The 12,845-nt window shown below is 46.8% G+C and carries 16 protein-coding genes and 1 riboswitch; of the genes, 9 read left to right on the forward strand and 7 right to left on the reverse strand.

Annotated elements, in window-relative coordinates:
• Nucleotides 1-38: 38 nt before the first annotated feature.
• The 4 genes from DCM90_RS03860 to DCM90_RS03875 all read right to left on the reverse strand — a co-directional run bounded on the left by DCM90_RS03860 (nt 39) and on the right by DCM90_RS03875 (nt 3,664).
• Complete coding sequence (locus DCM90_RS03860; RefSeq protein ID WP_109250028.1) at nt 39-563, reverse strand: O-acetyl-ADP-ribose deacetylase; 525 nt, start codon at nt 561-563, stop codon at nt 39-41.
• A gap of 18 nt (nt 564-581) precedes the next feature.
• Entirely contained in the window at nt 582-1,742 is a 1,161-nt protein-coding gene (locus tag DCM90_RS03865) for a hypothetical protein (protein WP_109250029.1), read from the reverse strand.
• A gap of 222 nt (nt 1,743-1,964) precedes the next feature.
• A complete protein-coding gene (locus DCM90_RS03870; protein ID WP_109250030.1) occupies nt 1,965-2,939 on the reverse strand; it encodes an asparaginase in 975 nt (324 codons plus the stop codon).
• Nucleotides 2,940-2,965: 26 nt separating this feature from the next.
• Nucleotides 2,966-3,664, reverse strand: coding sequence for a YjjG family noncanonical pyrimidine nucleotidase (locus tag DCM90_RS03875; RefSeq protein WP_109250031.1), 699 nt, complete (start codon nt 3,662-3,664; stop codon nt 2,966-2,968).
• A 145-nt stretch (nt 3,665-3,809) separates the two neighbouring features.
• Nucleotides 3,810-3,908: riboswitch (purine riboswitch) on the forward strand.
• A 133-nt stretch (nt 3,909-4,041) separates the two neighbouring features.
• Between DCM90_RS03875 and DCM90_RS03880 the strand changes: the two genes are divergently transcribed.
• Both DCM90_RS03880 and DCM90_RS03885 read left to right on the forward strand, forming a co-directional pair.
• Nucleotides 4,042-5,388 (forward strand): nucleobase:cation symporter-2 family protein, encoded by a 1,347-nt coding sequence (locus DCM90_RS03880; protein ID WP_225365959.1) that lies wholly within the window; start codon nt 4,042-4,044, stop codon nt 5,386-5,388.
• A gap of 166 nt (nt 5,389-5,554) precedes the next feature.
• Complete coding sequence (locus DCM90_RS03885; protein WP_109250032.1) at nt 5,555-5,932, forward strand: hypothetical protein; 378 nt, start codon at nt 5,555-5,557, stop codon at nt 5,930-5,932.
• A gap of 56 nt (nt 5,933-5,988) precedes the next feature.
• Here the strand turns inward: DCM90_RS03885 and DCM90_RS03890 are convergent, their stop codons facing one another.
• Nucleotides 5,989-6,201 (reverse strand): CsbD family protein, encoded by a 213-nt coding sequence (locus DCM90_RS03890; protein ID WP_109250033.1) that lies wholly within the window; start codon nt 6,199-6,201, stop codon nt 5,989-5,991.
• 295 nt (nt 6,202-6,496) lie between these two features.
• On the opposite strand from DCM90_RS03890, the gene DCM90_RS03895 reads away from it, so the two are divergent.
• Genes DCM90_RS03895 through DCM90_RS03920 form a run of 6 tightly spaced genes read left to right on the forward strand, consistent with a single transcriptional unit; the run spans nt 6,497 to nt 11,271 of the window.
• Nucleotides 6,497-7,039 (forward strand): helix-turn-helix domain-containing protein, encoded by a 543-nt coding sequence (locus tag DCM90_RS03895; protein ID WP_109250034.1) that lies wholly within the window; start codon nt 6,497-6,499, stop codon nt 7,037-7,039.
• Between the two features lie 22 nt (nt 7,040-7,061).
• A complete protein-coding gene (locus tag DCM90_RS03900) occupies nt 7,062-8,147 on the forward strand; it encodes an ABC transporter ATP-binding protein (protein ID WP_109250035.1) in 1,086 nt (361 codons plus the stop codon).
• 12 nt (nt 8,148-8,159) lie between these two features.
• The gene (locus tag DCM90_RS03905; protein WP_109250036.1) at nt 8,160-8,981 is read left to right on the forward strand and encodes an ABC transporter permease; all 822 of its coding nucleotides are present in this window, start codon (nt 8,160-8,162) and stop codon (nt 8,979-8,981) included.
• Nucleotides 8,978-9,793, forward strand: coding sequence for an ABC transporter permease (locus DCM90_RS03910; RefSeq protein WP_109250037.1), 816 nt, complete (start codon nt 8,978-8,980; stop codon nt 9,791-9,793). Before DCM90_RS03905 ends, DCM90_RS03910 begins: the two co-directional genes overlap by 4 nt.
• Nucleotides 9,794-10,864 (forward strand): ABC transporter substrate-binding protein, encoded by a 1,071-nt coding sequence (locus DCM90_RS03915; protein ID WP_109250038.1) that lies wholly within the window; start codon nt 9,794-9,796, stop codon nt 10,862-10,864.
• A gap of 44 nt (nt 10,865-10,908) precedes the next feature.
• The gene (locus tag DCM90_RS03920; RefSeq protein ID WP_225365960.1) at nt 10,909-11,271 is read left to right on the forward strand and encodes a hypothetical protein; all 363 of its coding nucleotides are present in this window, start codon (nt 10,909-10,911) and stop codon (nt 11,269-11,271) included.
• Between the two features lie 146 nt (nt 11,272-11,417).
• Here the strand turns inward: DCM90_RS03920 and DCM90_RS03925 are convergent, their stop codons facing one another.
• Complete coding sequence (locus DCM90_RS03925; protein WP_109250039.1) at nt 11,418-11,618, reverse strand: hypothetical protein; 201 nt, start codon at nt 11,616-11,618, stop codon at nt 11,418-11,420.
• Between the two features lie 120 nt (nt 11,619-11,738).
• Here DCM90_RS03925 and DCM90_RS03930 point away from each other — a divergent pair, with 120 nt between their 5' ends.
• On the forward strand, nt 11,739-12,470 hold the full coding sequence (locus tag DCM90_RS03930; protein ID WP_109250040.1) for an SDR family oxidoreductase: 732 nt from the start codon (nt 11,739-11,741) through the stop codon (nt 12,468-12,470).
• Nucleotides 12,471-12,552: 82 nt separating this feature from the next.
• On the opposite strand, the gene DCM90_RS03935 is transcribed toward DCM90_RS03930, so the two are convergent.
• On the reverse strand, nt 12,553-12,723 hold the full coding sequence (locus DCM90_RS03935; protein ID WP_109250041.1) for a PspC domain-containing protein: 171 nt from the start codon (nt 12,721-12,723) through the stop codon (nt 12,553-12,555).
• Between the last annotated feature and the right edge of the window lie 122 nt (nt 12,724-12,845).

Here is a 12,845-nt window from a genome sequence, read left to right on the forward strand (position 1 = left end):
TGTGTCTTATTTTCAGTCGGGGACGCCCCCTATCGTGGCTACCTGTCCGATGAAATCATCCTGTTGAGGCACGTTTGATACACTTCAGTCGTGTGGGCATCATAGCCGACGATCCTCACCCGGTGGACAAACAGGGTCATTTGTAATTCAGTTTCAAGTGTTTGCAAGGCAATCTGAGCGGCTTGTTCCAACGGAAAAGCGTAGACCCCCGTACTGATGGACGGAAAATCCACGGTTTGACATTGCGACTGATCTGCAAGCCTCAAACTATTTCGGTAACACGCTGCTAATAACGGGGCCTCTTGAAATTGGCCACCCCGCCAAATTGGCCCCGGCGTATGAATCACGTAGTTGGCCGGCAACTGAAATCCGGGTGTTATCCGAGCTTCGCCGGTCGGACAGCCGTTAAATTTCAGACAAGCCCGAAACAGCTCTGGACCGGCCGCACGGTGAATGGCGCCGTCAACACCTCCACCACCTAACAGGGTCGTGTTAGCCGCATTAACTATGGCATCGACTCGTCCCGCCGTAATATCGCCTTGAATAATTTGAATTTTGTTCATCTGATCGTTAACCCTCGCTTACAGCCCGTTGCTTTGATTTTCCTTAGTGACTAAATAAACGTCCAAATAATCAAACGCTAATTCATCAATCTCACGAATCGAAACCGGTTTATTCCGCATCGACAAAATTTCTGAACCGTCAACAACCGCATAGTCTAACTGATCATTTTGCAGAGATAACGGATAAATGAGTTCGTTTTGACCATCGTGCATCCGAATTCGGACTAACCGGTTAAAGTGAACCGCCTGGCTAATTAATTCCAAAAACAGGTCGTCCGTTGAATCAAAGAGCCGTTCATCGTTCAACACGGGCTGGGACGCCGTGCCCAATACCTCATTTATCATAACGTAAACTTGCATACTGGTTAGGTAATCAGACGCTGTTGTAACGGACGCAATATTCCGTCGGGCAATTAGAACGTACCCGCCAAATTGCCCCACCATATCCACCAGTTTCAACAAAACCGCTTCCTGATTTAAAGCAGCCACGGTCCCCACGTATGACATATCCGTATGTTGTTGGGGCGTAATCATTAAGAGTTGTTCACTATCCACGTGATCCGCCAGGGAATCCGCAATTCCAGATCGGGATTCAAACACCAGCTTGTCAACGTGGTCCTTTTTAGCAATGGTATCGTTGGCCGTTGATTCCATCGTGAGTTCCTTACCGGAAAATTCAATGACTGAAATCGAGTCAAACGGAATGACCAGACTGGGCTGGTTTAAAAAGTCAAACTTATTAACGGTTTGTAAGATCGCTTCATCCAGCATAACGTCCGTTACAATTCCTTCGTAGTAAGCCGGATCATCATTTTGCATCAGCATAATGACCTGTTGATTTGCCATGGACCAACTAGTGATTTGAGTCATTAAACCGCTCATTGAATCAAAGGGAATCTCAATTTGGACCGGTTCCACTAAATCACTTTTTGCTACCCGTATCCGAAAATTCATTCGGTCCAAATCATCACTGTCGAAGTCAATCCAATCAATGACATCTAGGCTAAGGTAGACCGCCCCATCCGTTAATCCATAGTCATCATAAGTTCGTAAAACGACCCCGGTATAGTCTAAAGCCAATACCCGCCCCGTATATACGATACTCTGATTTTTAGGAAAGACATCAATCAGTAATTGATCGTTATAAGCGTGATTTAGATCCTCACTAATTTCATCCATGTTCTTCACCTCAATCCCTTTGTTGTGGGGCCATCATACCATAAAAGCTCCCCGAAAATCGACTATTGCTGCAGACAAAACTGCGAATAAACGGTCGTTGTATCAGTGACGTTAACGGCCTAGTATTCCTTAGTCCGCATAAGTGAATCAACCGGGGCAAACGTAAAAACGATTCCCACGTCCGACAGCCAGCCGAACCAGAGAATCGTCTTAGATTTTGAATTATGAGATGGCATTACTCATGTATTGAACGAGGTCGTCGCCTCGAAGTCCACCACTTAAACCAACCAATAACTTAATTCGAGCCTTTTGCCCGTTTAGTCCTTGGCAGAGTGTTAAGCCCATTTCCTTCAGCTGAATTCCGCCACCTTCATAGTCGTAGATATCCTGGGCAACGCCGTTAGGGCAACGCGATACCAACACAATTGGAATGTTTCGATCGAGTAACCGTTGAATCGCCGTTAACGTTGCAGGTGGAACGTTCCCCGCTCCCAAGCCTTCAATGACTAGTCCCTGGGTGGCATCATTATCAAGCATTTCAAATAGGTCGCCCGTCATTCCAGCGTAGGCCTTCAATAGATAGACGTGGTCAATCACGTGGTCAATATCACAGACGGTGGACCCAATTAATTCTTGGAAGTAATGGGGTTCATGTTTTACCACAATTCCAATCGGTCCAAACGTCGGGGTCCTAAACGTTGCGACGTTGGTTGTATGCGTCTTTGTGACGTAACGGGCGGTATGAATTTCATCGTTCATGACAACGAGGACGCCCCGGTCCCTTGAGGCATCGTCCGCCGCCACACTAATGGCGTTTTGGAAGTTATAAAGCCCGTCTGACCCAACCTCATTGGAAGAACGCATTGCCCCGGTAACGACTACCGGAATTCGGTTTGGCAGCGTTAAGTCCAAGAAATACGCTGTTTCTTCTAACGTATCCGTTCCGTGTGTCACAACGACACCGTCGATTCCTTCATCAACGGCCCGAACAATCCGGTCCTTAATCTGTAACATGACATCTGGTGTCACGTGTGGCGATGGCAGATTGAAAAGTTCGTCCGTCACTAAGTTAATCCCGCCACGCAAAGCCGTGGTCTGATTAGCAATTGGATTTTCAGCGTTTGGCACAATTTCCCCGTCCGAATTCTTTGACATTGAAATCGTTCCGCCCGTATGAATAGCAAGTATTGTTTTCACGCAGTATTCCTCCTAGTCACCGACAGCTAATCGGCCGCCCCGTAGTTTCCCGTAATGGTCAACAGATCCCGGACGTCCGAAAAAATATAGGTCGGTGTAATAACCGTTCGATTAGGCAAGTGACGGGGATTGAACCACGCCGAGTCACTACCGATTCGAATTGCACCCACAATATCAGCGGATAAAGAATCACCAATATACAGGGCTTCTGATCCATTATAATCCGAAACTGACATTCTGACAGCCTCATAAAAAGCGGGGTTCGGTTTTTGCTCGCCCAATTCACCCGAAATAAAGATGCCGTCAAACAGATTCGTTAAGCCAGAATCCGTTAGGCGCTGGCGCTGAGTCGTTGGGTTTCCGTTCGTCACGGCAAACAACCGGTGATCGGGTTTAAGGACCTCCAACGTTTCTTTGGCGTGCGGAATTAAGTCGTGGCCCCCATCCAAGTACGTCCGAAACTTTTCTTTATCCTCTTCTGGGTGGGGCAGCCCCAAGCTGGCAAACACCTTTGTAATCCCCTCGTTAAAGACCACTTCACTACTAATTAGGTTATCCTGATATTTTTGCCAGAGAATTTGATTCAGCTGTTGATATGTCCGGTAATTATCCCCCGTTAACGGTAAATGTTCTTCAGCAAAAATTCGAATTAACGCATTGGCCTCCGCCATATCAAAGTCTAAAATTGTATCATCTAAGTCAAAAAACAAATCACGGTAGCTCATTTAGCAGACCCCCTCTCAATTTGATTACAGTATTAAAAGTATACGCAATTTTAAGGGGGTTAGCCAGTGTTTTATATTTTCCCGTTTATGAAAACGGGGGTTGTTTTTTCACAAGTGGCATGCTAAAGTAAGAACACATCAAAACACTAATATATTTTTCATTGCCTATATAATGTCATGATATGGATGACGAGTTTCTACCCAGAACCGTAAATTCTGGACTATAAGCAAATTGAGCCTCGAACTCTTTTTGCCAACGAGTTCGTTGGCAGACTGTTCTTAAATCTACGAACTTTTGTAGGACTCCATTTGCTGGGGTCCTTTTTTGTATCCATTGATTGGCCTTATCACACCCAACCAAATAGGAGGAGCTTATCTTGCAATCAACCCCAAAATCTGAATCCCATTTGTCTAACGGTAAAGCCGCCATTCTCGGTTTTCAACACCTCCTAGCAATGTATGCCGGAGATGTCATCGTTCCCCTTATGATTGGGGGCGCCCTGCATTTTTCAGCCGCACAAATGGCGGCCTTAATATGTGCCGACATCTTTATGTGTGGAATCGCCACCTTACTTCAACTGAAGCGGACCCCGCTAACCGGGATTGCGCTCCCCGTTGTACTAGGCTGTGCCGTTCAAGCCGTTGGACCCCTAAAAACTATCGGGGCCCAATACGGACTTGGGGTCATGTACGGGTCCATCATTGCCGCAGGAATCTTTGTTTTTCTAATTAGCGGATGGTTTGCAAAGTTAAAGTCATTTTTCCCACCTGTGGTCACGGGGTCATTAATTACGATCATTGGATTTTCCTTAGTTCCCGTGGGATTCCAAGATCTTGGCGGCGGTGATTTAGCCTCTAAATCATTTGGTGCTCCCAGCGCCCTGCTGGTTGGATTTTTTACAATGGTTGTCATCTTGCTCTTAAATGCATATGCAAAAGGGTTTCTGAAGTCCATTTCGATCCTTGTGGGGATTCTGGCAGGTACCCTGCTTGCCGAAGCCATGGGAATGGTATCCTTAAAATCCGTTGGTCAGGCTTCCTGGCTTCAGCTCCCCCAACCATTTCGGTTTGCCACCCCGAAATTTGAGTGGTCTTCAATCGTAACGATGATTTTAGTTTCCCTCACTACCATGATTGAATCAACGGGCGTCTTCTTCGCCCTCGGCAACATTACCGGCAAGGAAGTCAACAGTGACGACCTTAAGCGCGGGTATCGGGCTGAAGGATTGGCCGTCATTCTCGGCGGAATTTTCAATACGTTCCCCTACTCCACCTTCTCTGAAAACGTAGGAATTGTTCAACTATCCGGGGTCAAAACTCGGCAGCCCGTTTACTATTCAGCTGTTTTCCTCATGCTCTTAGGGTTACTCCCTAAGGTGGGAGCTTTAGCCACCGCCGTTCCAACTCCCGTCCTTGGGGGCGCCATGATTGTTCTGTTCGGAATGGTCGGGGTTCAAGGCATTCGGATGCTTCAAGACGTTGACTTTCAAAATAACAATAACTTATTAGTGGCAGCGATCTCCATTGGTTTAGGGATGGGCGTTACGGTTTACCCCCAAGTCTTTCAGGATCTCCCCACTTCAGTCCAAATCATTTTAGATAACGGTGTTGTTATCGGTAGCTTTTCAGCTTTACTGCTCAACATTCTCCTTAACCGGCGGGCAAAGCCAGCAGTTGTGGAAGCCCAAGTTCAATCGCAAGCCGTGGAGTCTAAGTCAAAATAACAATTATGGGTTATCAGGCAACTACGCCTCGTTAAATGGGGACGACCCCATAAAGCTTTGATTTTCTTAGCCAAACGGCCCGCCAATTTCTTTGACCGAACTAAATTGCATTTTCGCCCAATCTTGGCTATGATGGGGAACGAAAACTTAGTCAGGAAGTGAGCTCATGAGTTCAAACGAGCGGTTTTATCAACCTAGTGATGCCGAAGGCGCCCTAAAAAAAGTTGAGAGCTTATTTAACAGCTATCGGAGTGCCCCACTAACTCAGGAATTAGTTGATTACCATAATAATTTGATTCATCGATTAGACACCGATCTCCAACAGGCCGCGGAAGCCGAGCATCGAACTGATTTAACGCAGGCCGCTAAGACAATGGCCTCCGCCATGCGGACCTGGCTACGAATACGAGCCTCGGGACAGCCCTTTGGCGGCCGACTGCGTCACTTTAAGTTTGTTGCCGACTCTACCGCCCCGGCGTTCAAACGAAAGGTGATTAAAAATCGCGGAACAAGCAACCATCGGGCTAGCCGGCACGGTGGTTAACCAAAAAAGATCCCCGTTCAAACCAATTGGTTTGGACGGGGATCTTTTTTGGTTAATTATTTATCATTTCGAACCTTGTCTTTAACATCGTCTAGGGTTTCTTCGACCCGATCCTTTGCATCCTCTAACTTTTCTTTGAGTTTACCCTTGGATTTTTCCGCTTTGCCTTGGCCTTCGCGGGCTTTATCATTCGTCACCTTACCCTCGACTTCCTTGGCTTTGCCACTAAGTTGGTCCTTTGCGCCATCAATCCGTTTATCTAAAGTCATATAAAATCCCTCCTTAGTTTGATTACCCATAGTATGACAAGAATTTTGACGCTTCGCAATGAATATGCAAGGGCTGCCAACGTTAAAATTCCAAAATAATTCGACGGGGATACCGAAAGTTTCTCTGTTCATCCCGTTAAATTATTAGTCAACTTCTCGATACTGTATCAAACTTGACCGGCACCGGATAATTGCCGAGTTTTTTGCTTTGCACCCCCAATTGAGCGCGCTATAATGTAGTCTGAGGTAAACTTAAAGTTTAGTTTTGCATAACCTCGGATTGGAGACCTTTATTTTGGATTTGGGACAGCAACTCCGCAACTTGCGGCTACAGAAAAACTTAACGCAGGAAGAGTTAGGTGAACGAACTGACTTAACTAAGGGATACATTTCCCAACTTGAACATAATCAATCATCCCCGTCCATGGAGACCTTTCTAACCCTATTAAACGTTTTGGGTGAACGCCCCGCCGATTTTTTTGCCAACCAAACAGCTGAACCAAAGGTGGTTTTTCACCCCGATGAACAAGCAGAATTTAAAAATTCAACTAAGGGCTACATAGAAAAATGGTTGGTGAAGGAATCCAATGATAATAGTATGGAACCCGTCCACATTACCTTAGCCGCAGACGGCGCCTTTAAAACGTTTGAACCATCAGCATCCGAAACCTTTATTTTAGTGACGAAGGGTAAGATTCAACTGAGACTCGGACCCAATACTTATGACGCTGCCGTCGGGGACAGCCTTTATTTTTACGCTGACCGGCAGCACCAAATTAAAAACCAATCAAAGACCACCAGTCAATTTATTCTGGTTGCAACTGCATCCTATTTATAACCAGTCACGGAGGAGAGAGCCATTGGCGAAAACAATTGTAGAACTTAAAAATGTCTCAAAGAGTTACGGGGAGACCACCATTTTAAAGCACATTAATTTAGAGCTCGAAGAGGGCAAGTTTTATACTCTGCTGGGCCCCTCTGGTTGTGGAAAAACCACCATTTTACGTACTATTGCGGGTTTTACGGACGCCACCACCGGGGAAATCCGGTTTGACGGGCAAAAGATAAATGACGTTCCCGCGAATAAGCGTAAGGTCAATACAGTTTTTCAGGATTACGCCCTATTTCCGCACATGTCAGTCTTTGATAACGTGGCCTTTGGACTTGCCATCCATAAACTCGATAAAGCCGAAATTAAGCAGCGGGTGCAAGCCGCCCTCACCCTAGTCCAACTTGAGGGGTATACAAACCGGGGGATTGCTGAATTATCCGGGGGCCAGCAACAGCGGGTTGCCATTGCCAGGGCTATTGTAATGAAACCCCGGGTCCTACTCTTAGACGAGCCCCTGTCTGCCCTTGACGCTAAGTTACGGCGCGCCATGCAAGTTGAGCTTCGCAACCTGCAACAACGGTTAGGGATTACCTTTCTATTTGTGACTCACGATCAAGAAGAGGCCTTAGCGATGAGTGACGACATCTTCGTGATGAATAACGGAGAGATTTTGCAGAGTGGGTCGCCGGTTGATATCTATGATGAACCCGTGAACCATTTTGTGGCGGATTTCATTGGGGAAAGCAACATCTTGCCGGGACATATGATTAAGGACTACGAAGTCGAATTCGGTGGCCAAAAGTTCACCTGTTCCGATGCCGGAATGAAACCAAACGAGCCCGTTGAAGTGGTCTTGCGGCCTGAAGACCTAACAATCACCACCCCAGAAAATGGCAAACTGGTGGTGACCATTGAAACTCAGCTATTCCGCGGGGATTACTATGAAATCGTTGGTTACGATGACGATCACCATGAATGGTTAATTCATTCCATCCATTCACCTAAGGATGGCGAACGGGTGGGGTTAACCTTTGACCCCGATGATATTCACGTCATGCGCTACGGTGAAAAGGAGGCTGAATTTGAGGCCCGGCTAGATGCTTACGAAGATTAGGGGGGATTTGTCATGCCGCATCGTCACACGAATTGGCTCTACGGAATTCCATACTGGCTGTGGATCGGCCTGTTTGTCATTGCACCCGTTGCGCTAATTATTTACCAGTCATTTTTTAACATTGATTCTCACTTTACGTTAAACAACTATGCCACTTACTTCCATTCTGGAACGTACCTGCAAATGACGGTTAATTCCGTTTGGTACGCCCTATTAGTCACCTTTTTCACCCTATTAATCAGCTATCCAGCGGCCTACATTATGAGCCACCTCAAGCACCGGGATCTCTGGTTGCTCCTCATCATTCTGCCCACCTGGATCAATATTTTGCTCAAGGCCTACGCCTTTATCGGCATCTTTAGTCAGGCCGGCATTGCCAACCAGTTCTTAACCCTGATTGGCATTGGCCCTAGACAGCTGCTCTTCACTAAATCGAGCTTTCTCTTCGTGGCCACCTACATCCAAATTCCGTTCATGATTCTTCCCATCTATAACGCCATTCTTGACCTCAGCCCATCATACGTCAACGCCAGTCGGGACCTTGGTGCAACAAACTGGCAAACGTTTTGGCGGGTCATTTGGCCGCTTACCCTACCCGGCGTAAAATCCGGGATTCAAGCGGTCTTTATTCCCTCCCTGTCACTCTTTATGCTGACCCGGCTCATCGGTGGAAATAAGATCATTACCTTAGGAACCGCGATTGAGGAACACTTCCTGACCACCATGAATTGGGGGATGGGGTCGACAATTGGGGTCGTCCTCATTATTGCAATGGTCATTATTATGATTTTTACCAATTCCGACAAACCAACGAAGGGAGATCGTCCATCATGAAAAAACACCGTTTTTCCTGGTCCCACCTCTACCTCGTTCTGGTTTTTGCCGTTTTGTATGCGCCCATTTTATTTTTAATTGTGTACTCCTTTAGTCAGGGAAATTCCATGGATCATTTTCACGGATTTACGTTGCAGCACTACCAGGAACTCTTTGACGATCGACGGATGATTGTCATTGTCATTAACACCATGCTGATTGCCCTATTATCCGCCCTGATTTCAACCTTAATTGGGACCCTCGGCGCCCTGCAGATTGACAAAACGACAAATAAGCTCACGCGGGGAACGATTTTATCCCTCAACAATATTTTGATGGTTTCTCCCGACGTGATTATCGGAGCGAGTTTTCTGATTTTCTTCACCCGGTTTCACATTGGGTTAGGATTTTGGACCGTTTTACTCAGCCACATTGCGTTTGAAATTCCGATCGTCGTTCTCATGGTTTTACCCCGCCTATCCGAAATGAGCGGTACCATGCTCGATGCAGCAGAGGATTTAGGGGCCACTAATTGGCAGATGCTTTCCCGGGTTATTCTGCCCTTTATTTCACCGGGGATTTTTGCCGGATTCTTTATGGCCTTAACCTACTCGTTAGATGACTTTGCCGTCACCTTCTTCGTAACGGGGAATGGATTTTCAACCCTTTCCGTTGAAATTTATAGTCGGGCCCGGCAGGGAATCAGCCTAGAGATTAACGCCTTATCCGGGTTAATGTTTATTTTTGCCCTGGGTCTGATTGTGGGTTACTACTTCATCCAGCAGGCCAATCAGCATCGGCTCCAAAAGCACCAAAAATCGGGGGCGGTTTAAATGAAAAAATTAACGATGACGATCATTGCCATATTAGTGACGTGCGGTCTCCTTGCCTTTTCTGGCAACCGACTCCAAGCGAGCTCGGGCGAGTCCGGGGCTAAAGTCCTCAACCTTTACAACTGGGGGGACTACATTGATCCCACGCTTATCACCAAGTTTGAAAAGCAAACGGGATACCACGTCAACGTCGAAACCTTCGATAGCAACGAAGCCATGTTTACGAAAATTAAGCAGGGGGGCACCAACTATGACCTAACGGTACCCTCCGAATACATGATTGAAAAGATGAAGGCCAGTCACCTGTTAGTTCCGTTAGATCAGTCCCGGCTGCACGGGATGGCTAACTTTGACCCCCGCTTTCTCAACCAATCGTTTGATCGGCATAATACGTACTCCATCCCCTACTTTTGGGGAACGCTAGGTATTATTTACAATGATCAGAAAATCAAGCCCGGCAGTGTCACCCACTGGAACCAACTTTGGCAATCGAAGTACCGCGACGATATTATGCTAATCGATTCCGCCAGGGACGTCATGGGATTTTCATTAATCTCCCAGGGTCAATCCGTTAACACCACTAACTCCGCAAAGTTGGAAGCAGCCAAGAACAAGCTGGATCGACTATCCCCGAACGTGAAAGCCATCGTTGCGGATGAAATTAAAATGTACATGGTTGACGATGAAGCCCCCCTAGCCGTTGATTGGTCTGGTGAAGCCTCTGAAATGCTCGCCAAGAACGATCACCTTCATTACGTGGTACCGGAAGAGGGCAGTAATTTGTGGTTTGATAACCTGGTCATTCCTAAAACGGCAAAGCACTATGATGCGATCTACGCCTTCCTCAACTTTATGATGGAACCTAAGAACGCTGCCCAAAACGCGGAATACATTGGTTATGCCACCCCCAACCAAAAGGCTAAGGCCTTACTGCCTAAGTCCATCCGGGATGACCGCCAGTTCTACCCCGACCAAAAAACGCTCTCCCACCTGGAGGTCTATCAGGACCTCTCACCGGATAAGGTTGGCGAATATAACGACCTCTACCTTGAGTTCAAGATGCACCACTAGGTCATTCCCGGGGATTGCGCTAAAATAAGGTTGAGGTGATTAACGTGAGTAAAAACGAACGACAAGAGCGCGATAAAGTAATCGTGGATATGAATGATTTCTTAATGGATTATGCCGGGCGCAAGTTCGGTCGGACTCCCGGCTTGGCCCAGCGTGTATACGATGCGGGTAAGAATGATCTTACGGGATTGGATACCCTTTTTGAAGATGACGGGGTCGGCCGTCGAACCAAGTACCTCGAAATTGCGGCCGGTAACGTACGCAATATGAATGACGAAAGAAATGGCGTTGATAGCCAGCCATTAACGGATGATAATATTCGTGATCGTTCCCAGGCCCTAGCAGAAGAAGCCATGGCCTACTTAGGGGGTCATACCACTGATTTTGATCGGTGGGAAGATGACTAACTCAGTCCCAGGCCGAAACATAACCCATTACAACCACGCCAAATAGGATGATGACCACGTTCGATTGTACGATCGGACTGAGTCATCATCCTATTTATTTTATGGGTTAGTGTCGGTACCGTTAGGGGATTAAACTGCTAAAAGTTTCACGCCCTGATATAGGCAGCCTGCATCTGTACCCCTACGATTTTCATGATTAACTCAATCATTTGATCGGGCATGTAAGTTGCCGCATCTAATTCCGCATCCTGATGATTAATCTTAATAATCCGGGTCCCTGCTACCTTGAGTTGAACCCCAAATTGAGCCGCCACCTGAACTAATTTTTGAACTTGAACTTCCGACAAAGTGAGTCATCTCCACTAATATTTTTATTTAATGTACCACAAAAGTCCCCATCCTTGACCCCCCTGTTAAAAAACGCTAACTTAAAACTAGATTTAAAAAAGTTAAGGGGGAAACACAACATGACCATTAAAGATAAAGTCGTTATCGTTACCGGTGCATCCAGTGGCATTGGCGAAGCCACCGTACGTAAATTGGCTCAAGAAGGGGCCCGACTAGTGATTGGCGCACGCTCTGAAGACAAACTGGAAGACTTAGCCCAACAACTCATCCCAGCAGAAATCGTGACCCGCGTCACTGATGTACGGGTTCGTAAGGACGTTGAAGCCCTTGCAGCACTGGCACTGAGCCAATTTGGCCGGATCGATGTGATCTTTAATAATGCCGGCATCATGCCCGTTTCCCGGTTAGATGAGTTTAAGACTAACGAATGGAACGACATGGTGGACACGAATATTAAGGGAGTCCTAAACGGGATCGCCTCGGTCTTGCCAACCATGGAAAAACAGCGGTCGGGTCAAATCATCACAACCGATTCCGTCGCTGGTCACATCGTTCACGAAGGAACCGCCGTTTATGCGGGCACCAAGTTTGCAGTCCAAGCCATTATGGACGGCCTACGTCAGGAAGAAGCAGCCTTCAATATCCAGACCACCATGATTTCACCCGGTGTCGTTAATACCAACCTCTACCAAACCATCTCAGACGATAAAACCCGACAGGCCACCCAAAAGAGCGAGGCCAAGGGAATTCCTGCCGAGGACGTGGCTGACGCCGTTGCGTACGCCATTGATTCACCAGCTGGAACCAGCATCAACGAAATTTTGATGCGCCCAACGTGGCAAGTTATGTAAATCAAAATTGATTAGTAACATTATGTTAAACAGGGACCGGCGAATTCGCTGGTCCCTGTTTAACAGTTTAATGGGCCATCTGTTAATTTAAATACTGATCTCGTGGCATAACACACCATAAAATAAGGTAAAGACCAAACCAGCCGGCCACCAAAAAGTTGATCCGCACTAAAGTTGATGAAATCCCCCAGACCGTTGCTAAACCACCACAAACCCCTGAGATTACCCTATCCTTGTTCGACTTTGCTATCATTATTTTTTATCCTCCCCCGAGACACATTAGGTTGTACGGCACTACGCGTTTAATCACGATCAACAATCTCTTCTTCCACGTTTAGCCAGCCCATTATACGGAATTCATCCGACATTGTCGAT

This window comes from Levilactobacillus bambusae (assembly GCF_003124125.1).
Lineage (GTDB): Bacteria > Bacillota > Bacilli > Lactobacillales > Lactobacillaceae > Levilactobacillus > Levilactobacillus bambusae.